18 protein-coding genes are annotated in these 23950 nt (G+C 60.9%); 12 read left to right on the forward strand and 6 right to left on the reverse strand.

Annotated elements, in window-relative coordinates:
* The first annotated feature begins 3 nt into the window (after positions 1–3).
* A complete protein-coding gene (locus C8C94_RS25045; RefSeq protein ID WP_055400094.1) occupies positions 4–900 on the forward strand; it encodes a disulfide isomerase DsbC N-terminal domain-containing protein in 897 nt (298 codons plus the stop codon).
* 525 nt (positions 901–1425) lie between these two features.
* Here the strand turns inward: C8C94_RS25045 and C8C94_RS25055 are convergent.
* The 3 genes from C8C94_RS25055 to traA form a co-directional block, all read right to left on the reverse strand.
* Positions 1426–2190, reverse strand: a complete 765-nt coding sequence (locus tag C8C94_RS25055; protein WP_121423118.1) for a DUF3800 domain-containing protein — start codon at positions 2188–2190, stop codon at positions 1426–1428.
* Between the two features lie 170 nt (positions 2191–2360).
* On the reverse strand, positions 2361–2945 hold the full coding sequence (locus C8C94_RS25060) for a hypothetical protein (RefSeq protein ID WP_121423119.1): 585 nt from the start codon (positions 2943–2945) through the stop codon (positions 2361–2363).
* Positions 2946–3013: 68 nt separating this feature from the next.
* On the reverse strand, positions 3014–3388 hold the full coding sequence (gene traA / locus C8C94_RS25065; RefSeq protein ID WP_233573619.1) for a TraA family conjugative transfer protein: 375 nt from the start codon (positions 3386–3388) through the stop codon (positions 3014–3016).
* A gap of 137 nt (positions 3389–3525) precedes the next feature.
* Between traA and C8C94_RS25070 the strand changes: the two genes are divergently transcribed.
* The 4 genes from C8C94_RS25070 to C8C94_RS25090 are packed head-to-tail and all read left to right on the forward strand — an operon-like array spanning position 3526 to position 15489.
* Positions 3526–5037: a conjugal transfer protein TraH gene (locus C8C94_RS25070; RefSeq protein ID WP_158603857.1), complete on the forward strand. Its 1512-nt coding sequence runs from the start codon at positions 3526–3528 to the stop codon at positions 5035–5037.
* Positions 5034–8894, forward strand: coding sequence for a conjugal transfer protein TraG N-terminal domain-containing protein (locus C8C94_RS25075; RefSeq protein ID WP_121423122.1), 3861 nt, complete (start codon positions 5034–5036; stop codon positions 8892–8894). Before C8C94_RS25070 ends, C8C94_RS25075 begins: the two co-directional genes overlap by 4 nt.
* A gap of 49 nt (positions 8895–8943) precedes the next feature.
* Positions 8944–11757, forward strand: a complete 2814-nt coding sequence (locus C8C94_RS25565) for a fibronectin type III domain-containing protein (protein WP_147433319.1) — start codon at positions 8944–8946, stop codon at positions 11755–11757.
* A 12-nt stretch (positions 11758–11769) separates the two neighbouring features.
* Entirely contained in the window at positions 11770–15489 is a 3720-nt protein-coding gene (locus C8C94_RS25090; protein ID WP_121423124.1) for a hypothetical protein, read from the forward strand.
* A 135-nt stretch (positions 15490–15624) separates the two neighbouring features.
* On the opposite strand, the gene C8C94_RS25570 is transcribed toward C8C94_RS25090, so the two are convergent.
* Positions 15625–16005: a hypothetical protein gene (locus C8C94_RS25570; RefSeq protein WP_158603858.1), complete on the reverse strand. Its 381-nt coding sequence runs from the start codon at positions 16003–16005 to the stop codon at positions 15625–15627.
* A 44-nt stretch (positions 16006–16049) separates the two neighbouring features.
* On the opposite strand from C8C94_RS25570, the gene C8C94_RS25100 reads away from it, so the two are divergent.
* Complete coding sequence (locus tag C8C94_RS25100; RefSeq protein ID WP_121423126.1) at positions 16050–16376, forward strand: hypothetical protein; 327 nt, start codon at positions 16050–16052, stop codon at positions 16374–16376.
* A 139-nt stretch (positions 16377–16515) separates the two neighbouring features.
* On the opposite strand, the gene C8C94_RS25105 is transcribed toward C8C94_RS25100, so the two are convergent.
* Positions 16516–17853: a DUF1071 domain-containing protein gene (locus C8C94_RS25105; protein ID WP_121423127.1), complete on the reverse strand. Its 1338-nt coding sequence runs from the start codon at positions 17851–17853 to the stop codon at positions 16516–16518.
* A 136-nt stretch (positions 17854–17989) separates the two neighbouring features.
* A complete protein-coding gene (locus C8C94_RS25110; RefSeq protein ID WP_121423128.1) occupies positions 17990–20452 on the reverse strand; it encodes a DNA topoisomerase in 2463 nt (820 codons plus the stop codon).
* A 198-nt stretch (positions 20453–20650) separates the two neighbouring features.
* Here C8C94_RS25110 and C8C94_RS25115 point away from each other — a divergent pair, with 198 nt between their 5' ends.
* From C8C94_RS25115 to C8C94_RS25140, 6 genes are all read left to right on the forward strand, one after another.
* Entirely contained in the window at positions 20651–20848 is a 198-nt protein-coding gene (locus C8C94_RS25115; protein WP_121423129.1) for a hypothetical protein, read from the forward strand.
* Between the two features lie 163 nt (positions 20849–21011).
* Entirely contained in the window at positions 21012–21914 is a 903-nt protein-coding gene (locus tag C8C94_RS25120) for a recombination-associated protein RdgC (RefSeq protein ID WP_121423130.1), read from the forward strand.
* Positions 21911–22264 carry a hypothetical protein gene (locus C8C94_RS25125; protein ID WP_121423131.1) on the forward strand — a complete coding sequence of 118 codons (354 nt, stop codon included), beginning with the start codon at positions 21911–21913 and terminating at the stop codon, positions 22262–22264. Before C8C94_RS25120 ends, C8C94_RS25125 begins: the two co-directional genes overlap by 4 nt.
* Positions 22265–22534: 270 nt before the next feature.
* Positions 22535–22828, forward strand: a complete 294-nt coding sequence (locus tag C8C94_RS25130) for an H-NS family nucleoid-associated regulatory protein (protein ID WP_121423132.1) — start codon at positions 22535–22537, stop codon at positions 22826–22828.
* A gap of 180 nt (positions 22829–23008) precedes the next feature.
* Entirely contained in the window at positions 23009–23473 is a 465-nt protein-coding gene (locus C8C94_RS25135) for a hypothetical protein (RefSeq protein WP_121423133.1), read from the forward strand.
* Between the two features lie 170 nt (positions 23474–23643).
* Entirely contained in the window at positions 23644–23838 is a 195-nt protein-coding gene (locus C8C94_RS25140) for a hypothetical protein (protein WP_121423134.1), read from the forward strand.
* Positions 23839–23950: the final 112 nt, after the last annotated feature.

Raw genomic sequence — 23950 nt, forward strand, 5'->3', positions numbered from 1 at the left:
ATTGTGAAAAAACTCATCACCACCATTTCGCTCGCAGTAGCTGTCCTGGCTACCTCGCTTCCTTCTTTCGGGGGCCAGAAGCTGAAGATCGAGACTCCACCAGATGTTGCGGTGGACGACGCCTGGATCAACAAGGTCGAGCAGTTGGAGAAGCTGCTCTCGAACTCAGCCGTCGGGAAGGTCAGCGACATCCGGCTGCTTTCTACCCTGGATACACCCATCAAAGGTCTGAAGGCGGTTGTCTATGAGGCCATGATAGAAAACCCGGCCAACGGGCAGCGAAAGCCCGAGCGTCTCGTTCTCTACTCGGATACCTCGGGCCGCTACGCCGTCGTGGGTTCCGTGGTGGACATGAAAGAGGGCAAGGACCTCGGCAGCACATTCATGAGAGAGCAGGCCGGCAACACAATGTCGCCTGCGCTGCTGGAGAAGGCCGAGCTCGCGCCCGGTACCGGCAGCCGTCGAATCGTCCTTGTTTTGGATCTCGGGCAGCCTCAGGGGCGTCAGTTCCTCAGCGAGCTGCTGCAGCGCTACACCGCTATGAAGAGCAAGGCAGGGGTGGACATGGCACTTGTCTCCGATGCCCAGAAGGAAATCAACGTTGGCGCGCAGGCCGTCCTTATGGGCGCTGCTGGCACCACGCGGATGCTCCCTTGGCTCGCGGAATGGCTTCGTGACGGCGAGAAGGCTTCCTTTGTGGACAAGAACCGTCTGCGAAACGATGCCGTGGTCAAGGCAACGCTTGGCAAGGGCATCTTCGCCATCGACAAGAACTCCAGGATGGCCGTCGAGTCGGGAATCGACCGGCTCCCTCTGATCTTCGTGAACGACAAGGGCCGGTACAGCACGTTCAAGCCTCCCCAGTCAGAAGCCGATTGGAAGGCGCTGCTCGGCGACTGAGTTTCCTGTTGATCCGTACAGCAAAGCAAAATCCCGCATATGCCATCCGATCTCATCACCCAAAGCGCCATTGCACTGTCCGGCCCGGCCGCGATCTGGCTTTCGCAGGCTCGCAGCTTGCAGTTGCGCAGATGGGCAAGTGTCATCGGGGCGTGTAGCCAGCCATTCTGGTTCCTTGCGCTCAAAGATAGCGATCAATGGGGGATCATCGTCGTGTCCGTCGTCAGTGCTTTGGGCTGGATGTGGGGGATATGGGTGTACTGGATAGCGCCGGCGCCACCAGCCGGTGGGGCACCGTCGGGCTGCCGCCAGAAAGCCGGATTGGCTGAACCCCAAAGGCCCATTTTCCGACGCAATCGTAGCGCTGAGACCATGGCGCAGTCCCGTGGAGATGGGCGAACGAGCGCGAATGGTGAAGTACAGCGAGCTACGGGAAATTGAGGCAGCGATACCGTACGCGATGCGCGCGATCTTGCCCACGATGCCCGCTCAGCATGCGAGGGCGCGGCATGTGGTAGCTGCAACTCAGACCGTCGGGTTCGGGAAAGGATACTTGTGAGGCTGGATCCGCGCCAACTCCTGCTCTGTGGCGGGGGTCACGGAGGCCGTCAAGCCAACTCGCAGGGTACCCCTCCGAAGAATGGAGGGCTCAATAAGCTGAAAACCACGCGAATCCTTCGACTGGTAGTAGCGGAAGATCCAGTACGCAACTAGATCAGCCAGCTGAATGAGTCGCGATGCCTTGGAATCAAGGAATAGAGGGACTTCTGCAAAGTTGCGCAGCCGTCCCAGCGCATGCCCCTCGTGCTTAAACAAGGAAGAAAGCGCCTGTAGCTTCTGCTCGTAGGATGCCTTGTCGCATACCACAAGCCCACGTTGTGGATCTCTGCGTCTTGTCCACATGTCGGCGAGGTATTGGTCAAACTGGTGCGCGACAGCTTCAAAGGAGCGCTCAAGAATCTGGTTCTGGGGCAGCGTCGACTTCTCGATCACGGACGCAAAAACTCTGAGCTGGAGTTGCGCGTTGCCGAGCAACGACAGGACATCTACCAGGGCCTGCACGCGGTCAGCTGGGGTCACTCCCGACCAGTCGTCCCTCGCCGAGTACATCGGCGAGCCGTGGAACTCGATGGCGGACGGGTCATGTGGACTGAAGCGCGCAGCGATCGGATTGATGCGCGATTCAACCCAGTGCGTCGACCGCTCGAACACAGCAACGCCTGCCAAGACGAAGAACTGGGTGCTGGGGTCATGTGGGTGACCCGACTCGTCAAGATACAGTAGATGCACGGGACTCCTCGGAAACGAAAACGGGCTGCGAAGTCGCAGCCCGTATGAAATGGTAAGCCGAGTGGGACAATCGCCCAACGCACCGTTATCGACAGCGCTCTCGACTCCTAAGCATTTTACCGCACTTCTTTGGGGACGTGCCAAGGCGCTGAAGGTTGGGGCAAGCGTCCCTATCGCTTGCTCGACGAACGGGCCGATTTGGCAATGGCGTCCTCGATTTCCGGCCACCAGTCGTCGATTCGATTCTGTGCCGCCAGGATGTCGCGCAGCTTGGCATGCGTGGTGATGACCACCTCTCCAAAATACTCGGAACCCGTCCCGAGATGCACCCAAGCCGCATTCAGCGGTGAAACGAAGAACACGTCGTTGACACCGGCCTCGTCCGATGCAACGTTCACGTGGGCTGGCCAGCGACCTTGCAGCAATTTGAGTGCGGCCGGGAGGTGTTCTCGGCGGATCACATACCTTGCATACGTGGCCTTTCCACCCGTCGTCGCAATCAAGGCCACGTTCGCCTGCAGCTCCCCGAGGGGCAGGGCAAAGGCCCGGACAACCACGGCCTGCGTGCCATAGTCGCCGCCAGGGCGGAGTTCGAGGCGTGCACCGTCCCCTACTGCGGCCACGATGCCCTGCATGGTCCGAACGGCCTCCGACTCTGGTGTATGCCCCATGGTTAGCCGATCGATGGCCTGTGCCTGGCAGAGCCCGGCGGCCAAGAAGAGCGGTACAGCGAAGAAGCATTGGAATTTGTACATATTGGTTCCGGGAAACAAAACGGGGCGCCGAAGCGCCCCTGGGGAGGAGGGTAGGCGTGGAGCGCGCCTCAGATCGGCACAACGATGGAATGGCCCACCGTGATCACCCCATCGATCGCGCCGGGGCCGAAGCCCGCCACGAGTGCCATGGACACGCCGACCACAGCGGCCATGACCGACTGCTTGATCACGCCGATGCCCAAACCCACCAGCAGGCTGGAAATGGCCAGGGTTTTGCCCAGCACACCGTTGGTCCAGCCCGAGATTTGGTCATAGACCGTCTGGAACTCGGTGCCACCGGCTCCGGCGTGCGCCACAGTGGCCGCGCCCTGGGCGAGCGCCAGCACAACGAGTGCCCGCCCTGGCTTCATGACTGCGCTGCTGAGGGGGCCGAAAACAACCTTTGCGCGCGCCCGGGCCGCGCTCATCCACGTACTTTGCATATCTAACTCCTACGAATTGGTTTGACTTGCCAATTTGTTTTGGCGGCGCTAGTATGTAACAAATCATGCCAAAAGTCTAATTGTTGCTTTTGTTTTGTTGCAAAACAAAAGCGGGCATGTGTTTCAAGGCACTTCAGATGACTCAAAAAACCCGCAAGCTGGCGATACGCCTCGTCTCCGCCGTCCTCGCCAGCACAATGGCCGTGACCTCCATGCCCGCAAACGCTGGCCTCAAAGAGGCCGTTCGCGGGATGTACATGTCCTCAGTGACAGATCCCCAGGCAGTCAGCACGCTGCGCGCCAATGGGTTCTACGGGGGGCAGGTTTCGGTCCGACCGATCACGCAGAACTTCACTGTCATCCAGTTTTCCCGGCCAAAGATCGATGCGGGCTGTGGCGGGATCGATGCGTTCTTCGGGAGCTTTAGCTTCATCAATGGCGAACAGTTCCAGCAGCTGATCCGCTCCATCATCGCGGTGGCGCCAGCGTTTGCCCTCAGGGCCGCCATCAAGGGAATGTGCGACAGCTGCGACGCCATCCTCTCTGAGCTTGAGGCCGCAATCCGCGAGATCAACGCCATGGCCCAGAACACCTGCGCAATCGCGAACGCGATGTTCGACAAGGATTCCTCGGACCGCGAGGCGCTCAGCACGCGGTGGCACAACGTCATGACCCACGCGTCAAACGCCTGGAGTCAAACCTCGGATGCCCTTGCGGGCCGGGCGAAAGCGAGCGCCACCACCCAGAAAGAGCAGGCCAAGGCGATTGCGACAGGCGACAACGCACCGGTCAAGATGACCGGGAACATCGTCTTCCAGGCCTTCAAGAACAACGATCAGCACGCCAACGTCTTGCGCGGCTACATGTCCGATGCCCAGGCCACGATGCTCCTGCTGTCCCTGTATGGGACATACGTTTTCCCGTCTGCAGACTCGGACCTCAATCCAAGTCGGGCGAGCGAGCCCTGTGGAACGGGCTCCTCCGAGCTGCGTTGCCTCAATTCGATTCCCTACGCGGCCCCAACGATCACCATCGATGAACTGCTGGAACCGAAAACGGCGACCAGCAGCACTGGACTCGAGGTCTGGAGCTGCAGCGACATTTCCACCAGCTGCATCAAGCTGAGCAAGAGCTCGCTCACGCACGCGGAGTGGCCGGGCGTCGCGGCAATGGTCAACCGCGCATTGTTTGGAACTGAGGACGTAACCACGATCAGCTCCATCCTCCCGGGTTCCATCGTCCACTCTGCCCTCTATGGTGGCGGCAGCGGCATGACGCCCGAGGCGCAGGCCATAGCCCGCGTGATGCCCGGCAACATCCTGCACATGGTGAAGGAAGCAAATCGAGCCGGTGGCGCTGGCTTCGCGACCACCATCGCGCTGAAGTACGCCCGAGGGGTGACGATCCACCTACGGTTCCAGCTTGCCAACAGCATCCGTCAAGTGATGTCCCGGACCCTCAACGACACGCGGGACCAATCGGCGCTTCACCAGATCGACCTCCTGCGCAGCCGCGCGTTGGCCGTGGAGCAGCAGACGGCACCCTACCTGAAGGCTGCGGTTGAGTACGACACCTCGGGCGAGATCGCAAAGATGGTGAGCGACATCGACCGGCTGCAGCAGATGAATGATGGAGGCCAGCGGCAATGAGCTTCTCCGTCTACACCCTGGGCGACACCGCGTTTGTCGCGAATGCGTTTCGCGCCGTGGCCATGTTCTTCGGCCAGGACGACTACATCGCAACGATGGTCAAGGCGGGCATGGTGATCGCGATCCTCGCCACCATCACCGTGGGTGTCCTCGAGCGGCAGTTCCGCCTGGACAAGCTACTGCTTCAGTTCGTCGTGGTCTCCTGCATCTTGGTGCCAAAAACCACAGTCAACGTGGAATCGGTGGACGGGTTTGCTGCGCCGCAGCTCATCGACGATGTGCCGATTGGGCTTGCCATGCCGATCTCGGTCGCCACGACGCTCGGCTACTCAGTGGGGAATCGGATAAGCATCGCGATGCGACCGGCCTGGTTCTCAGAGGTCGAGTTCTGTGACGATGAGAACCGAGCTGGCGCGACGGCGGCGCAGGGTTGCAGCATCATGCGCAGCGCTATGAAGGCCTTGTACTTCATCGTCAACTCAAACGTCACGCGCGACGATATGTGGGCATCGAACATCCAGCGATTCAATCGGTTGTGCACCAAGAAGCCGCTGCCCGAATCCAACAAGCTCTATCGCTCGGGCAACGTCGTCGGGGAGTGGGAAAACTTCTGCGGCGATGGCGTGAACTCCGGCTACGAGATCATTTGGGTGGGCGCAGACACCTTCAGGGCCGAATCTGGCGCCTATGTGAACGCCGATGGCTCGTTCCCGCTGGTGACCTGCGCAACGGCATGCGAGAACATCGTTGGCACGTTGCGCGATAGTCCCTTCGTGCTCGCGGGCTGCAAGACCGGAAACTGCGAGGACCAGCTCAACAAGAACGTGGCCCGCCTCTTCCGGGCAAGCACTGACTTCGGCACCACGCTTGCCGACAAGTTCAAGAGCAGCATCGTTGCATCGTGTGTCATGAACGGCCGCGGCAGCACAGGTGCCCTTTCCCGGGGATACACGAACGATGATGACCGCTCGATCGCGGTGTGCAACAAGTTCATGGGTCTCTACGACAAGGTGGTGGCAGCGGATTACACCCGCACCACGGCCGCCAGCGTCACCAACCTCGCCATGGTCACGCTCATCGCGATCTCCCCCTTCATGCTCATGATCGCCACGATGAATGTCATGTGGATGCTCAAGGCACTTCCCATGTACCTCATGTACATGATCTTCGCGGCCTGCCCCTTCGTAGTGTTCGCGATCGCAGACAACTACTTTGGGTCGAACCTGGAGAACATCATGAAAGCATACGCCGAAATGCTCACGGACCCCACCAGGTCCGCTTGCACCGGCGGTGGGCTGTGCATGTTCGAGTTCTCCGCGATGACCGAGCAGATCGTCGCAGCGATGGACACTGCCGCGACGATGGTCAGCGCAGGACCGTTCGCGCTGGTGGCCATCCTGGGCGGTATGGGCGCATCCAAGATGTTTGGCGGCGCCCCGGCCGCCGCTGGTGGCGGTGGCTCCTCCGGGCCAAAGGATGGCTCGGACGCATTTGCGAAGGCCCAAGTGGCACATGGCCGGTACTCCGGCAACGCCGAAGCACTACACGCGGCTCATCAGATGATTGGAACTGGTGCCCAACAGGCCATGATGAACGCGGCGCTGCTGAATCAGGGCGGGATGACCTTCGGCGAGACCAACAAGGCGGGCCAGACGACCGGATTTCAGAACCAGGGCGGCGTGGAAGGCTCCCGAACTGCAGATGTCGGGGTGAAGACCACTTCGTCAACCGGAAGCGGTACAGAAGTGGGCACATCAAGAACCGGCGGGACGGGGATGTCCTCCGGTACGGCGCAAACTGTGCAAGCCAATCAAGGTAACGAGGCATCGCTGGGGACTACGGACCTTGCGAAGAGTAGCGCACGCTTGGGAGCCGACCTAAAGGCAGGCGCTCGCTTGGCAACGGGCGGTGGCTCGGGCGGCGGGAAAGATGGAGGCGCGCAAAAGAAAGGAGCAAGGGGGGCGCTGCCGCTGGTGGATGCTTCCGGGAACCTTATTGGACAAGCTGGAGCTGAGCTGTCTACCGGCCAAGAGCGGGCGGATCGAGCGTCCGCGTCGCTCCAGCGTGGCACTGGAGCTCGCCAGGAGACAGGCGCTCGCTTTGAATCCGGTGGAAGCATCACCACGTCTGGCTCTAACCGTACGGGACTTGACAATTCAGCGGGAACTACTGAGTCGCAGCGACGTTCTGCTGGGGAGTCCGGTTCGCATGGTGGCTCGTCGTCGACGGAGTTCAGCGGCGCATCCCAGTACAAGACGCCGTCCTTCACGGCCATTGCTGCCCGCCTCCCCGCTGACGTCCTCTTCGGAGGCGGAAACACGACATTTGGCAAGGGCACGAGCTTCGCGATGCGCGAGTCCCTCATGGGGAAGCTGCGTGCCGCAGGCATGGACGCCAACGACGTCATGGGCATCCTCGGCAGGGTGGACCAAGAGTCCGCAAAGCTAGGCTCTCTCGGCGCGGCCTTGGGGCCAATCAATGGCTATGCCGCCGCAGTCTCGAATGCGCTTGGTGGGATGATGGCCCAAGGTGGACCCGATGCACTCAAGGGTGCCATTGGCGCAGCGGCGATCATGAACGACGGGGCCGCAGTGAAGGCGCTCTCGGCGCAACTGCAGGCAAGTCAGGGGGCCATTGCCGAGGAGGGAAATCGCCGGGTTGGCGGGCAGCAGCCAGTAGCGGCGTCAGCTGGAGTCGCCGCGCAGCAGGCGCAGGAGCGCGTGGCGACAGCTCAAGAGCAGGCCCCCGCCGCCTTTGCGGCCGAGAGAGCGAAAGCAGAGGGAGCCATTGCGCAAGGCAAATTGGCCGCTGGCACGCTAAACGCCGCAGGGGTGGAAGGTGCATACGCCAAAGCGCTTGCCACGATTGGGGGCATTGATCCGAAGAACGCTTCGCTGGGAGCTGCGATTTCCAAGCTTGGAGATCTGGCGAAGACCACTGTGGGTGAAGCCCGCGGAGCTCTCAAGGCAATGGGGATGTCCGACGGGCAGATCGATGCTCTGGGGGTAGGCGCCGGCGTTGCAGCGGGCGCGATCGTTGGCGCTCAAGCCGCAAGCGCCATCCGAGGCGCCGTCACAGCGACCGGCGCCGCGGTCGCCGCAGTGCGGAGCTCTCCGGCAGCAGCCGCAGCCGCCCTTGAGAAGCTCGGAGCCGCAGCAGGGATGGGTAAAGGCCGGATGCGTGGTGCCGTCGCCGATATTGCAAACCACGGCGCGAGGTCGCTCGGTTCGATAGCTGCGTCTCTTACCGAGGCAGCTGCCAATCCTGCTGCGCGCCATGCGCTTCGGGCCGCGGGACTCGCCGGCAGGATGCTGCCGGGAGTGGGATGGGCAATCACGGGGATTGAGGTGGCCAACTTCATCTCGGAGCAGACCACAGGCAAGAGCCTGATGCAGCACGGAACCGAAGCGTGGAACTCGGCTACCGGCGGCACCCCTAGTCCTGCGCCTGCGTCGCCCTCGAGCGGGGCGTCTGCTGGCACCGCGGGAGGCTCGCAGCCGCTTGCCAACTATGGCGCTCCCCAAGTTGATCATGGTGGTGCTGCACCGTTCTCACCTGCACCAGGGCAAGCGGGCGGCGGACTTGGGAGTGGGACCACGTCCTTTGGCGCCGTAGGCAGTGCGGTTCCCGGCCTGGCAGGGAGCGTCGGGGGAGGCCTTCCCGGTGCAGCCACGATCGACATGGGGATCCAGGGTCAGGGCACAGCGCAGGCAACGACAACCACTGGCTTTTCCGGCGGGTCTGTATCGGGCGCCGTAGCAACTCCGGGTTCCTCGACCTCCAAAAAGATGGACGCAGCGTTGAAGCTGCTTGACACGGGCGGGGCCTCGTCCAAGGGGAGCTCACCAATCCTCTAGTTGCCTGCGTACCTGAAACAGCAAATCCCTCAAGACTTGGAAATAATTCATGAGTACCAAGAAAGCATTTCTTGCGGCACTGGCGTTCCTGGCCACGTCTGCCGCCCTAGCCGCACCAATCACGGTCAAGAACAATTCGACATCAGGCAGATCAATTGGCCTTGAGATCAAAACGCTCAGTGGGACCTGGGTTAAGTCCGTGCCATCGATTTTGCCGGGGGTTACTGACACCTCGAACTTCACGCAGGTGACTATTGTCTCTATCAAGAACAATGGCTCCGATTCCATGTGCGTGTACGTTTCTTCTGCACCGACACTATGCCGAGAGCAAATTGGTGGAGCGTCACGGCAGTACAACCACACGGATGGTGAAACCTACGTGGTGGACAAGTACGTGGATCCTGGCTGCTCTGCCGCGCCCCTGGGATGGGGCACGGGCAACATTTGTACTGCCAACACTGCGGCAGCGAGCAATGGCGCTAGCCAGAGCCTGACCAATGGCGCCGCTGGCGCCACCGGCACCGCTACCGCGACGTGTTCCGCCGGAACCTGGTCCGTGAGCGCGCCCACGTGTACAGCCAGCCTGGCCTCTCCAGTCGGCTTGTTCGCAACTGATGGCACCAACGCTAGTTCCATCAACACGACGTGGGGCGCGGTTGCTGGCGCCAGTAGCTACCGCTTGCAGTACCGGAAGAAGGGCACGCCAGGCTGGACGGATCTGGCGACTCCTGCGGCGGCCTCGTACGACTGGACGGGTGTCAGCGATGAAAGCACCTTCGAATTCCAGGTTCGTGCTGAAAACGCCCTTGGTTCGTCGGCATGGAGTGCGCTGGACGCCGGCAGTATCCGGCCCAAGATTGCTCCCGTGTTCGTGTCCCAATCAGGCATTCCTGCGAAGATTGGCACCGGCCAGTCATTTTCCTACTCGCAGATCTGGAGAAACACGGGGTCGGAGACGTGGTCAGGGGGGTCTCACGGCACTGGACCGGACTCGCCCGGCGACACGAGTGTCTGGGGCGCAGGCTTCGCTGCGTTCAGCGGGTCGATTGCCACGGGTAGCAACACCACGACCTCGCTCACGGCCACAGCTCCAACCACTCCAGGCGTCTACCAGCTGCGCCGCATCTTCTGGAAAGCTGGAGTTCCATATGGTGTCGCATCGGCTGCAGCGAGCGTTGAAGTGGTCGGTCCTCCAACTTGTGGTGGTGTATCTCCCAGTGTGGCCACAACATACAACGCCAACGGGACAGTAACAGTGAGCCTGCAAGGCCCAATGTCGGTCGAGACCGCCATCGTCAAGGCCTGGGGCGAAGTCAACGGCCAAGATGATGCCAAGGACTATCCAATGGCGCTGAACGGGCCCAACTGGACGGCCACGATTCCCGTCGCCGATCACCTCGTCGTCGGCGAGTCCAAGATCAACTTCGCCGCGCGCGTCGGCAATTCCTTGTTCACCCCCGTGCAATGCGCATCCTCGTCCGTCACGTTTCAGCAGCTGCCGGACCCCGTTGTGACGCTGACCCCGACGGTAGGCTCGTTTGATGCCGGCGCAGGCAAGGCTGGGTTCGTCGCAGCCCGGCGCGACGGCGTATTCGCGAACATCAAAGTCGATCTCGGCGCCTTCTCGCATTTGAAAACCGACATCGAATTCGTTGACAGCGGCCACGCCGACCTGGGGGTTCCCCTCAATGGAGCGTCTGCTGGCGTCGACATCCCCGCCCGTCTCGTCGAATCGAAGCTCGTACCGGAGGTGCCTGCTTGGTCATCACAGAGTGTGATCGTCCGCGTCAAATATGCCGACCCGGACGCCGCCTCGCAGAACAAGACCTGGGCCGACACCATTTCGGTTTTGGTGGCGCCGTCCGATATGCAGGTTTCAGCCACTGGCACTGTCGGAATACCTCCAACGGTCAACGCCCAAGTCCACGCGGGAGGGAGCTTCGATACAGCAATTCATGGGCCATTCCTGGGAGGCATTCGCACGGTTGCCGATGGGGCGGCTGCGTCTGGCTTTGTCGCGGTCGGGAGCAACGGCGAATGGGGCGCAAGCGACTTGGACTACTCGCGGTTGTACCGGGCTCAATTGGTCGCCGTCGCGCGCGCTGTGCCCCCGGAAGGCGTCACACTGATCAAGCCCATCGAGTTTCTGAGCGCACCATTCTCGCTTCCTGTACAGCTCGTTCGCTCGCTGGCGGCGACGGACGGCACGCTCGAAGAGGTGGTCCGTGTCAGCTGGCTGGCGCCGGCCGACGGCGGCGATGGCTTTACGTTCGACGTCTATCGCGATTCCACGCTGATCTCCTCCGGCAAGTCTTCCGTCGAGCTGGACGACATTCCTCCAGTTCGCGGTCAGGTGTACAGCTACAAGGTGTCCGCGAAGCTCAACACCGCCACTTCCCCTGAAGCCCAAGACCCTGGTCATCTTCCAGCGTGTTTTGCGCCGAGGGTGGAGGATGCCCTTGTGAACGGCGTCATGCAGGCTGAGCTGGTCGCTCTCTCGCGGTGGCTCCAGTGCGTTGGGGATGCCGTGATTTCTGTCGCATTCGACGGCGGCGGCGCCCAACCAGTGGCTTTCCAAATAGCTGCTGGTTCGGACTATAGGCATGCGGCAATTGACATATCCGGACTTGCAGACGGAAACCATACAGCGGTGTTTTCTGTCGGCCAGGCTGGAGGGCTCCTAAACGGCGACCGAAGCCAGTCGTTCAGCTTCTCCATCAATCGTGCCGGGCTGTTGCCGACGGATGTGACCATTCTTCACAACGGCAAGCCAGCATCCGACGGCGTGCTCACGGACTCCATTGGCCGGTTTGGCATCCAGCTGCAGGGCGGCTCCATCGACTTTGCACAGCCTCTGAACTGAGGAGGACTTCCCATGTACAAAAAAGCACTCCCCATCACATTCCTGTTGGCTGCCACCTCGCTCTATGCGGCCGAGGCAAACTTCTGCGAGATCTCCGGCCAGGACGGTTGTGGTCTCGGCGCCGCGGTTGTCAACCCAGATTCGACGCCCGTACTCGTTCTCCGAGGCCACGCCCTCTCGGACTCGAACAAGCCCGCGATTTCAGGGACGATGACCGTCGAGCACCAGGAGAGCGGCAACAAGGTTCAGATCAAGCTGTCCAAGGTGTTCCGGCCGTCGCTCACGGCGTCCAAGTTGGCGGGCAAGAGCGAGACTTCCGTCGCACGCGAGAAATGGATGACTGGCCTGGAAGGTGCCGTCTACACGTCGTCGCTCGCATCTGGGCAATACAACATCGTCGCCCTGAGCCTCAACTACGAGGGCGAGGGGGTCAAGGAACTCAAGCTCGATGCGAACTCAGCCGGGGCATTCCGCATCGAGGCTCCCACTTCTGGTACGCAGGGTATCGCTCTGATGAGCAAGCAGGGTGACCTGTTGAGCGAGTTGAACGTCTCGAAGGGCCTGGGCGCGTGGCGTGTGGCGGGGTACAAGGCGATGAGGGATGGCGAGTACAAGCTCAGCGTCTCCTTGGGCAACTTGACGAAGACAAAGTCGTTCTCGCTGCAGCGTCCAGTACGCTCTTTGGCATCCAGCCTCCCCAACGTGGTCGATTTCCCGGGCGCCGGCGTCAAGCTCACTTCGGTGGACACGATGAAAGGCACGGGGATGCAGGGGCGCCGGGAACTGGTGAACGATAGCGACAAGGCATTCGTCATAAATGGTACGCGCGTGGAGCCTGGCCAGGGCGCGTCAGTGGACTTTACGGCTGGAACGGCGGCGGCGCTGCTGTCCGACGATACCCCCGGGACCGGGGTCCGCAAGGTCAAGCTGTTCAACACGGCGCCTGACGGAAACAACTTTGAGATTTCGCTCAACCGCTGGCGCGTCGAGGACAGGGTGGCGGTGACGGCGAGCAAACCGTCTGCGGCCGTCAAGGTCGAGGATGTCGACGTGACTGTGAAGCTCTCCGGCGCCGGCGCCGACAGCTGCTCCATGCTCCGCACCTATTCCGAGTCAGACCGTCTCTTCGAGATGGACTCAGTGGTTTGTGCAATACAGTGGAAGGACACGGCCGGCATTCCTCCGAACCGGTTCTCACCCGCAGCCCTCCAGGGACCGCCGCTTGCTGTCGGGCCGAATCAGCTTCAGTACGTGCCTGGTGTGATCTACACGAATCCCCTCACAAAGAGGAGTGCGTTCTATCCGTCCGCAGAAGGCGCGAAGTCGTTCTCGATTGAGGGAACTGTGCCAGCGCCGATCAAGCTCGCATTCACGCCTTACGTGAGCTACAACCCCTACTATGCCCAGATGGCGCTGCCGGAGACCACAAAGCTGGTGAAGGTCTCGCCCGAGGGGGGGGAGCAGCTGGTGGGCAATGTTGGGGTGACTGGTGCGCACAAGGGCATTCGGACGCGCGTTGCCGTTGGTCAAAACTCCCGGGAATTCCTCTCTTCGTTCCAGTCGGCCGCCTATGCCGTGACCGCAGGGATCAGCGAGTCGTTGGGAACAAAACCTGTCTTGGTAGAGGCTTGGTACGACCGTGCGCCTGAGCACAAGGTGTCGCTCGCGTTCGATGTGATGGGCGTCCCGATGGGCCCGCGGGTGTTCATGGACCGGGAGCTTGTGAGCCATACCCTCAGCCCGTCTGTGGTGACCGGACGGCTCGCAGAGTCGGTGGGCTCCCGCCTGGAGTACGCACCAGAAAAGCACGGGAAGTGGGAGATTGCCGTCGTGGACGCCGCCAGCGGGACTCCACACGGGAATCGGGTGGGCATTGACGCGCAAGGGCAGTTCTCTGTGGATCTGGGCGTGCTGACGCCAGGCCAGCGCCGGATGAAGGCCATCGCCTACCTGATCGATGCGAACGGAGCTGTGTCTGACTTCAAGACCACGACGGTGCAGGACTTCTATCTCACCACCTACGACGGCCGCGCCCCGGTGTTCAAGGTCAGCGCGAAGACGGCAGCCGGTGCCATTCCCTTTCCGGCGCAGGTGTCCGCAGCGTTTGAAGAGCCCGAGCTCTACAAGGTGGCCGAGACAATTCAGTGGTCGGTGTCGTCGGACAATGGGACGACATGGGCTCCCATGCTTGATGACAAGGGTCGGCCCTACGTTGGTCAGTCGCTGAACAGCCGGTTCAGCGAGCCTGGCACCTACCTGGTGCGAGGCTTTAGCCGGAACAAGTACTCGAAGCAAGACTTCACCAGTCCGCCCCTGCAGCTACTGGCCTACTCTGGTGGTTCTATCGTCATCGACGGACCTACCGCGGCCAACGTAGATACCCCAGTTGAGCTGAAATCGGTTGTCACAGGATTTGGATCGCCGGTGTACAAGTGGGCGCTTTCGTTCGGGTCTGATGCTGCCTCGGCGATTGGCGCAGGATCCGGACAAACCTTCCAGTTCACGCCGAAGGCTGCGCAGAACTACACGGTCACGTTGTCGGTGAAAGACTCCACTGCGCCCGATGAACCACGGAGCTGGACGTCCAAGGTGTTCGGCCTCAAGGCTGTCCAGCCGCTCACGGCCAGGGCTTCGATCGACGGCCCGCGAGTCGTGGAGACTGGGAAAACCTACCGGTACACCGCGAAGATCAACGATGTGGTGTCTTCGTCGTCCACGAAGAACTATGTTGTGCGCGGCGCGTGGCTCTTGCCCGACGGGTCCAGGGTAGAGGGCACTGAGATTGATCTGTCCATCGCTCCTGGCCAGACGGCCGTGAGCTACCTCACCTGGGTGGATGGTCGTCCCGAGGTGACTGCCACGTCGGTGTTTCCCGTCAGCGCCTGGTCCTACGGATGGCCGGATTGGAAGATCGATGTCACGGTGAACGAAAAGACCGTGCCAGCGACCCTGCGCTACAACCTGGCTATGGTTGGCAGGACGGCTTCCGAATTGCGTGGCGAGCCGCTCACCGTGACCTGGAGCTTGCCTGAGAATATGAGGCAGCTCTCCGGCAGCGGCATGAACGGCGCCTGGGAAATCACTCAACCTGGCCGCTACCAGGCATTGGCCCGGGTCGCCGACTCTCGCGGCAACATCACCGACGTGACGACGGCCGAGATTGAAGTGCTGCCGGCACCCAAGGTGGGCGGCGCCATGACGGTGGTGTCTCCATACGGCGCGGCCAAATACTATGCCCCGGGGGCATACACGGTTAGCTATCGCATCGAGAGCCTTCCGCGGGGCGACCGCTTTTCCACGAATGAGCTCATCGTGAACGGGAACAAGCAAGGCGAGTTCACTGGGTCCTCGGCGATCATCAAGGTGGAGTCCCCCGGCGACTACGACATCAAGGTTCGCACGCTGACGCAGCTGGGTAACTACGGTGAATCGTCCGAGACCATCGTGATGAAGCCAGCGCCGGGACCGACCTGTAACGTGAAATCCACTGCGACGACCTCCGGGACGACCTACACGGCGGACTGCATGGTGGAAGCGGGCAACATTGCGTCGTATGACTGGCGTTTCAGCGTGGACGGCACCGAGCAGGTCGTGAAGAGCAAGAGCGCCTATGTCCGGCAAGCCTGGTATGGCAAGGCCACGGACCTGAAGCTCACGGTGACTTCGACCCTGGGGGCCACCGCGCAGCTCACTCAACCGGCGCCTGCAGCCGTTCCACCGGCTGGCCGGTAGGGGGACTTGAAGGAAGGAAGGCGGGCTTCGGCCCGCCTTTTTCGTTGTTACCACCCGTCAAGCGGCAAACCAGGACGAATCCAATGTCGGATTGCCCTGGAGGTAACTTTGAAATGTCTTTTGAACAACAGCAACTCAACCGAACACGAGCGTCGGTAAATGGTCCCCAGTTCCGCGCAGGCGAAGGTCGAGGTTCTCTTCATCTACGCGACGGCGCGCCGGCGCCTGCGCCTTGCGCTGCGCAGAGCCGTCGCTCGCACTGCGGGCGGCCTTGGCCTGGCGGTATGTGCACTCACACTGGATCTTGGCCAGGTTCGCGACCCAGTGCTTCTCTTCGCTGCCATGTTGATGGCCTACACGTGGATCACTGGGATCTCGGCCGTCAGGTTGCACACTCGGTTCATGGTGAACGCGAGGTCGCTGATGCCACAGGAGCTGTACCTGCGAATAAGGAGCCTTGATGACTTCGACGCGTTGGGATTTATCATCAAGATTGGTGCGCAAAGACCAGGACACGATGGGACTACGGCAGACGGGCGCGACCAAGAGTGAGGTGCACCATGGGTAGCTCAACGCTCCAGCTGTCTTTGGGCCTGGATGCGCCGCCGATTCTCTTTGTGCGCCAGGTCGGTACCGATGGCATCAGCGCCCCGGTCTGGAAGGGGAATTGGCAGGTGCGTAGCTTTCATGGCTTTCACCAAGGTCGCGAGGGCGGGGTAGGGCAGTGGACGTTCTATGTGTCGAGCTTCTCGGCGCCGGCACGCGATGGCGGTGGGCATTGCAATGTGCTCAAGTTTGGCGGCGGCCTTGAGCGGGTGCCTATCGATGCGAAGGACAGGATCACCATCCTCGGCCGCAAGTACGGCAGATCACGCTGGACACACTAGCGCTACGCCACATCCCAAACCCGGTTCATCTGACGATGGCCGGGTTTTTTTTCGTCCTGGCCAGCCGATGAGCGTGCGGGCAAAAAAAAGCCCAGCCAAATGAATGGCTGGGCTTCTGGTTGCTCCTCACGCACGTGCATCACTGCACCGGGGTGGGATCGAGCGCCTTGAGCGCTTTCTCGAGCTTTGGGATTGGCACTGTGGCGAGGTCGGCCGTGGGATCTTCACCCAACCATTGCATCAGCTTCTGGCGGTCGGCAGGCTTGTCCTTTCCGGTCTCCTTGAGCTTTGCCAGAACCTTGCGCGCGGCTTCTTCGGCTTGCCTTGCAACGACCTTCAGGATTCGCTGGTGTTGCACTTCGGACAGGGACGTAATGTCCGTGTCTTCAGGTTCGCCCAGCCAAACGAGCAGCTTGCGGTTGTCCGCATCAGAGTCGCGGCCAGCACGTCGGATAGCCTCGATCACTTCTTGTGCAAGGTTGCCCACCCTGGGACTAGCGGCGGATGCCGTTTGGTGTGGTGACGTGCTGCGAGATGTGGAGGCCACTTCCGATGTCCGAGCTTCCTGTTGGGCAGGTGGTGCCGATTTGGCACTTCCCCGCTTCGCAGTACGCGCTCCGGCCGAGCCTTCTGCGTTGCCGTGCAGCGCCTCGAGGTCCTCCTGTGCGTACACCGCCAGGCCATACCCGGTGGTCTCGGCAATGGCTCGGGTGAGGCAGCGCATGATCGAGCGATTCCAGTCCGTCACCGTGGGCGCGAGGAGCGCCTGGTGATCGAGCTTTTTCTCGCCGGCCTTTACCTTGGCCATCTGGACTCCCATGATGGGGAGCCACTCGACGTGTTCCACCTGGTGCTCGCCATCTGTGTAGCTGACCTGCACAGCGACCGAGTACGTGTTGTTGATGCGTGTGTACGGCAGCCGTTCGATCACCCCGTTTTCCGGGTTGGGAACGTCGGAACACAGCACCTCGAACCGAAAGTCAGGATGCACGATCCTGGCGGCAGAGTACGCGACGGCCCACTCCACATACTCGCTGTTCGAGCCCGGCTTTTCCGCGACAGGGGGCATGACCGCTGCGAGGTGGCTACCGGGTTGAACGTTGAGCGACGCGAGGAAGGCACCTACGTCTTCACCGTGACCACCGTAAAGGCTCATGCCGATTCCGTGGCACATGGCCAGGGTCTTGGCAAGCGCGCGCTTCTGCGAGTCGTTCACGTCACGCGCGGTGATCAGGTCAGCAGGTATTGCGCGATACTTAGCGTCCATGATCGGCAGGTACACAACCTGGCCGTCAGCCTCCACCGCAACGACCCCGCCGCCAAAGAATTTCAGCCACGGGGAGCCGTTGAAAGCGACCATTCTGTGTCGGGGACGGCCTGCGAGAGCAAGACCGGTTGGCCAGGGAAGATAGTTCTTGCCTTCCACCGTAGCCACGAGTCCCTTGATCGGGACGCTCAAGCCTTCGAAGAACTTCATATTTCGTACCTTTCCATGAATTGAGGGACCATCCCCCTATGGACAGGACTTGCGAGTTGGGCGCCGATAACCGCGCGGATCCAATGCGGCGGAAGGAACACGGTGCAGTTCCATCGCCGCGGAGCTTCTTGTGCGCCTATCCCTTGCTCTTATCGAGCCATACAAAATCGAGCTTTCCTGTTTCGGCCACGAGTTTCAACCCAGCATCAAATTTGTTCTTCGTTCTTGGCGAGACGAAACCCCGCACGGCCGCAATGCTGCCTTTCTCCAGGAGCTGGCGGAGCATGTTGTCCGTGAGGGTGCGTCCGCAGATCTCGCGCCAGACCTTCAAGCCGCAGCGGGGGCACTGCGCGAGAGCCGGCTTGATGTATGCGGTCCCACCGCACTTGAGGCAACGGCAAGTGGCCGTACCACCCACGGAGTCGGCGTCAAAAACAAACGTGAGTGCTTGGCCATCGAGTTTCAATCCAGCGATGAAATTCGCGTTCTTCTTCGGGCTGTAGAACCCTTGCAGTCGTTCCAGGGCCTCTCCATTCAGCAGCCGTGACATCTCCTCATCGGATAGCCGTCGCGTGGCGATCTCCCGGCGCTGCTCGTAGCCGCATCCAGAGGCGCACCGGAAGACGCCGGGCAGCGCCAGCACATTGGCGCGGCACTGAGGGCAGGGCGCCGCCAGCGAAGGAGCATCCTTGGCAGGCTTGGCCACCGCCGCTCCCTGCAGCTTGTCAACGAGGTTGCTCGCGTTCTCCCGCAGGGCGCCCATGAATGCCTCGCGCTGCAGCTGGCCCTTCTCGACCAGTGCGAGCCGGTGCTCCCACTCGCCAGTGGTCTGTGCCGAGGCCAGAAACCCCGCACCGCACCCTCGCAACAGGTCGATGAGGCTGCATGCCTTCTCCGTGGGAGCCAGGTAGCCCTTCGTCCTAAGGAGATAGGGCTCCTTCGTGCGTCCATAGCTCTTACCGTCGTCGAGCAATCCCTCGATGGTCGCAGCGCGTGTCGCCGGCGTCCCGAGGCCCTTGTCCTTCATGGCCGCGCGCTGCTCCTCATCGTCGACGAGCTTTCCCGCCGTCTCCATGGCTCCGAGCAGAGTGGCTTCGGTGTAGCGCAGGGGAGGGGTTGTCTTGCCCGCAACCAGCTGGAGGTCCTGTACCTGCGGAATCTCGCCGTCGCTGAGTGCGCAGAGAGACGTCTCGCCCGCATGGACAGGTTTCCCGTCGTCACCAAGCTCGTCCAGGACCTCTAGCCATCCGGCGCTCTGGAGCACGCGGCCTTTGCTGATGAACGTTTGGCCGGCGACCAGCGTTGTGCGTACGGTGTTGACGAACTGCGCCGAGGGGAAAAATGCCGCGATGAAGCGTCTGGCTACCAGTTCGTAGATGCGCTTCTCATCGTCCGAGAGCTGATCCGAGATCACTCCGGTTGGAACAATTGCGAAGTGGTCGCTGATCTTGGTGTTGTCGAAGATCCGCTTGTTGAACCGGACCATGCCTCCGGTCAACGCCTTCTCGGCCAGATGTCCCCATGGGGTGGCCCGCAGAGCTTCCATGGTCGTTTTTGCGGTATCCAGGTAGTCCTCGGGCAGCGCGCTGCTGTCCGTGCGAGGATAGGTCGTCATCTTGTGGCGCTCGTACAAGCTTTGAGCGATGTCCAGCGTCTTCTGCACGGGAAACTTGAAGCGCTTGTTGGCCTCCCGCTGCAGGGTCGTGAGGTCAAACAACCGTGGAGGATGCTGTGTAGCAGGCTTGACCACCTCATCGACCTTCTCGACTGGGCGACCTGCGCATTGGGCCAGCATGGCTTCGGCGGCCCGTTTGTCAAAGAGCCTCGATCCATTGCTCTCGCCAGAGGCCTTGTCGCTGGACGTCTCCTCAGGGGTGTTTTCCGCTGCGGCGGCACGCCACTTGCCCTTGTAGGAATCTGTCCGCGCGCCAAAGGTGCCCACAAGCTCCCAAAAGTCACGTGCTTTGAATTGCGATATCTCCCGCTCGCGGTCCACCACCAGGGCCAGCGTTGGCGTCTGCACGCGCCCGGCAGAAGCGGACTCACGGATGCCACTTTGGAGCTCCCGGGTGCTCATCACTGCACGGCTGGCATTGATGCCGATCAGCCAGTCGGCTTCGCTTCGGCTGCGCGCCGCGGCCGCAAGGTTGTCCAACGTTGCGCCAGGTCTTGCGGCGTGAAAGGCGCTGCGCAGCGCGTCCTGGGTCATCGACTGGCACCACATGCGCTTCACCGGCTTTCGACAGTTCGCCTTTTCGAGGATCAGACGGAAAATGAGCTCCCCTTCGCGGCCGGCGTCGCAGGCGTTCACCACCGTGGTGACATCCGACCGCCTCATGAGGCTGGCGATCACGTCGAATTGCGCCTGTGTCTTTTCGATCACCCGAAGGTCGAACCGCTCTGGCAGGAGGGGGAGGCCCGCGAATCCCCGCGGTGCTTCTGAGGCCGCCGGGACATGAAGCTCCACCAGGTGCCCGACTGCGCCGGTGATGAGGACATCCGGGCGCTCGAAGACCGACCCTCGCCGGTTGAAGCCGCCCAGGGCCTTTGCGATGTCTGCAGCAACAGAGTTCTTCTCTGCGATGACGAGCGTGGTCATTTCGTCCTTTCAGGTCGGTTGATTTAGTACGGACTATGCAAGTGGTGCAGTCCAGTCTTGGTGCTGTGCGCAACAATTCTATCTATCACCGGTACGGACTGGCGCGACTTCGGTTATCAGTTCTGCTCCGGCAAATGGCACCGAATGGGCGTCCAAAAAGCAATCGCTTTTCCGCCTTGATCACCCCAACGGAGCCATATGAGCAGCATTGAGCGTTTCTACGTCCTTCTTGAGCTGGAAATTGACACAGCCCGCTCCATCACCCCCATCAACTGGGACTTCGGCGCCCTCCTGGAAATGTCACCCGACGAATCCGTGGATGCGACCGTGTATCAGGCCAATCAAGGCCTCGACGTCCGCCTGCGCCTCTCCGAAAAGGGCATGCGCGAACTCTGAGTGAGAGTTGTACCGTCCCGTTGGGCGGTACAACCCTCTCTTCCATGCCTGAACCAAAGACCCGGTTCTCAGGCCTCAAATTCACGGGCGAACAAATAACAATTAGAATAACAAATCCCAATGACCGGCTGAGATGTCAGCAATACCCAGGGGTCCCCTCTGCATGTTCAAGAACTTGGTCCTTTTTCGTGTCGCGTCCGGCGACTCGTGCTTCGAGCTTTCTGTCATTGAGGCATCGCTTGCGAAGTCGCCTTTCGAGCCTTGCGGCCCCACCCAGGAACGCTCGATAGGGTGGGTGCCCCCGAGGGGCGAGAAGCACGGAGCCCTTGTGGAGGCCATCAATGGCCAATTGATTTGCCGGGCCATGGTCGAGACAAAAGCGGTCCCAGCGTCAGCCATCGCCAGAAAACTCGAAGAGCGCGTGGAGATGCTCCTCCAGCAGACAGGTCGCAAGCCTGGGAAGAAGGAGTTGAAGGAACTCAAGGAGGAGATCCGCCTGTCGATGCTGCCGTACGCGATCCCCAAGCTGGCCACCTGCTGGGTGTGGCTCGCCCCGCAGGCTGGGTACCTCTACATAGACGCCTCAACGCAGTCGCGCGTCGACGACCTGGTTTCTTTGTTGGTCGAGCTGGTTCCAGGCCTTTCCGTGGCGCAGCTGGCAACCAATCTCGCGCCGGCCGCGGCAATGTCGAGTTGGCTCAGCACTCAGGAGCCTCCATCGTCGTTCACCGTGGACCGCGAGTGTGAGCTAAAGACCCCAGACGATTCGAAGTCGGCAGTGCGCTATGCACGCCACGCCCTTGATATCGCGGAGATTCAAGGCCATATCCAGGCGGGCAAGGTGCCAACCAGGCTCGCGATCACATGGGACGATCGAGTCTCGTTTGTCCTCACAGACAAGCTGCAGCTGCGAAAGGTGGACTACCTCGATACGGTGTTCGATGGCCGCGACAGCGATAGAGGGGTGTTCGACTCCGATTTCGCGATTGCGACGGGGGAAATCGAGCGCCTTGTTCCTGATCTTGTGCAGGCACTTGGTGGTGAGCTCGCGTCGGCATCGCGATGAAACCAACCTTGCAGCCAAGCCAGCCGACCCGTCCGTGGCCGTTCAAGGTCGGCGAACAGTTGCCACCCCAGTGCACCAGTCCGACCCTCTTGCGCACGCTCCTGTCCAACCTGGGTCCCCTGGCAGAACAGGAGCTGGCCCAGGCCGCCGGGCTGGACAACCCAAGTCTCGTGCGTGCCCTGCTCAAGCTGGACCTTTGCCTAGGCAAGGTGCAGTTCGTCGACGGGCGATACCAAATCCTCCCTGAGCTGAATCCGGAAGAGCAATCTCGCATAGAGGAGGCTACTCGCTTTCTGGAGGCCCGGGGGTTTGTTGTTTCTAGGAAAGCAAATGCCCAACCCCAGTATTAGTAGCCCGCCCGCCGACTATGGACGAAAACGACTTACACGAGCTCAAAGCAAACAGCTCGCTTGGAAACTGATTTCTGATTTCTGGATTCCCCCCGCGTCGCAGAGCACGGTTCCCGATGGAATCCCTGTGCCTCCAGCAAGTGAATCTCGCGCACTGCAAGCTCGCAACGGTAATTTGTGTGATTAATTTTCAGATGACAGTGATTAGTAGCTTGCTTGTCGCCAAATTAAAGATATGATGTCTAGTCTATTCCACCATTGAATTGAAAGATGACAACTTATAAAGAACTGCTTGAGCAGCGGAATTCGCTGGATGCCCAGATTCAGCAGGCTCGCAACCGAGAACTGTCTGATGCGACTGCTAAGGCCCGGGCATTGGTGGCGGAATTTGGACTGACGTCGGAAGATGTCTTCGGGAAGCGCAAGGCGGTTTCTTCGAGGGTCGGCACCAAGGTCGCACCAAAGTACCGCAATCCATCGACTGGCGAAACCTGGACCGGCCGAGGTAAGCCGCCAAAGTGGATCGCTGATGTAAATCGCGAAGAGTACCTCATCCCCGCGTAGATCGCCACCCAATTTTATAGATTAAAGGCCCGCTCGGGCCTTTTTGCTTTTCTGGCGCTGCTTCGGGAATCTGTAATCCTTCGCCGACTGCCATCTCGCCGTTATTAGTTCGGCTTCATCAAGTGATGTGGATACCCATCAGGAAATTTAATCCGCCCTACCCTCAACAAGAGAAATCAAATGGAAACCTCACAGAGCAACCAGTCCCTTTCAGCCGTCTTGGATGTACAGCAGGCGCAGCGGGCTGCGAGTGAACGCATCACGGACTTGACCTCAGATGATTGCGAAGAGGCTCAGCGAGTGGAAGCCATGAACGCGTATGCAACCACAGTAGATCAGCTAGTCACCCTGCTAGGACATGCCGCTCATTGCTGCAGTGTCGATATCGACCTTTGGACAAGGTATTCGGACTTGTTTAAGTCGATCGAGGGTTCTCGGCCCCGGCACCACGTCACGCGCGACGAGGTGCAAGAATGGCTGTCCACCCCGCAGTCGGCCTCCTACAGCGGCTTCATGACCCACGCTGGCGAACGCCTGCAGGTGGATTTCATGGCGCCCCGCGAAGCCTCCCAAGAGGCACTCGACTCAGCCTTCTTGAACACCTTGGCTCAACAGGTAGAAATCGAGTACCTCCGTATTGGTTGATCGCCACGTCGGCCACTCACAACCCCCGCCCTTAGCAGCGGGGGTTTTTTGTTATCTGAAGCGACAGCGCAATTGGTCCTGCATGCGTAGCACCGTCACGCGACGGATCGCATTTCCGGCGTCCTTGGCTTCCGCCCGGGCACGAAACCAGCTTCAATGGGGATCAATCAGTGACCTACACCAGTTACTTCCAGTGGGAAGAAAGAATCATCGAGATCATCGAGCACACCGCCGAACTTTGCAGATCGGACGCACAGGCAGTCGTGGAAGGCCAGCCAGTCGTGCTCAAGCAACTCTGGGACCGTCGCGATTCCCCGGACGTCGCGTCTGACGCCGTGTTGAAGGCGGCTTGGCGACAAGGATAGCTGCCGCCCGAAAGAGAGCGCCCCGCTTGTCGGCCACCTAAACCCCCGCCCCCTCGGTCATTGACCAGGGGGCGTTTTCATTTGCGGGAAGTTATCAGCGGCGTCGCGGCAT

The organism is Acidovorax sp. 94, assembly GCF_003634645.1.
Classification (GTDB): Bacteria; Pseudomonadota; Gammaproteobacteria; order Burkholderiales; family Burkholderiaceae_C; genus Acidovorax; species Acidovorax facilis.

Bases quoted from the DNA above. Each gene is read 5' to 3' on its own strand.
- C8C94_RS25060 (WP_121423119.1), bottom strand. From the start codon at position 2,945: ATGTACAAATTCCAATGCTTCTTCGCTGTACCGCTCTTCTTGGCCGCC.
- traA (WP_233573619.1), bottom strand. From the start codon at position 3,388: ATGCAAAGTACGTGGATGAGCGCGGCCCGGGCGCGCGCAAAGGTTGTT.
- C8C94_RS25070 (WP_158603857.1), top strand. From the start codon at position 3,526: ATGACTCAAAAAACCCGCAAGCTGGCGATACGCCTCGTCTCCGCCGTC.
- C8C94_RS25075 (WP_121423122.1), top strand. From the start codon at position 5,034: ATGAGCTTCTCCGTCTACACCCTGGGCGACACCGCGTTTGTCGCGAAT.
- C8C94_RS25565 (WP_147433319.1), top strand. From the start codon at position 8,944: ATGAGTACCAAGAAAGCATTTCTTGCGGCACTGGCGTTCCTGGCCACG.
- C8C94_RS25090 (WP_121423124.1), top strand. From the start codon at position 11,770: ATGTACAAAAAAGCACTCCCCATCACATTCCTGTTGGCTGCCACCTCG.
- C8C94_RS25100 (WP_121423126.1), top strand. From the start codon at position 16,050: ATGGGTAGCTCAACGCTCCAGCTGTCTTTGGGCCTGGATGCGCCGCCG.
- C8C94_RS25105 (WP_121423127.1), bottom strand. From the start codon at position 17,853: ATGAAGTTCTTCGAAGGCTTGAGCGTCCCGATCAAGGGACTCGTGGCT.
- C8C94_RS25110 (WP_121423128.1), bottom strand. From the start codon at position 20,452: ATGACCACGCTCGTCATCGCAGAGAAGAACTCTGTTGCTGCAGACATC.
- C8C94_RS25115 (WP_121423129.1), top strand. From the start codon at position 20,651: ATGAGCAGCATTGAGCGTTTCTACGTCCTTCTTGAGCTGGAAATTGAC.
- C8C94_RS25120 (WP_121423130.1), top strand. From the start codon at position 21,012: ATGTTCAAGAACTTGGTCCTTTTTCGTGTCGCGTCCGGCGACTCGTGC.
- C8C94_RS25125 (WP_121423131.1), top strand. From the start codon at position 21,911: ATGAAACCAACCTTGCAGCCAAGCCAGCCGACCCGTCCGTGGCCGTTC.
- C8C94_RS25130 (WP_121423132.1), top strand. From the start codon at position 22,535: ATGACAACTTATAAAGAACTGCTTGAGCAGCGGAATTCGCTGGATGCC.
- C8C94_RS25135 (WP_121423133.1), top strand. From the start codon at position 23,009: ATGGAAACCTCACAGAGCAACCAGTCCCTTTCAGCCGTCTTGGATGTA.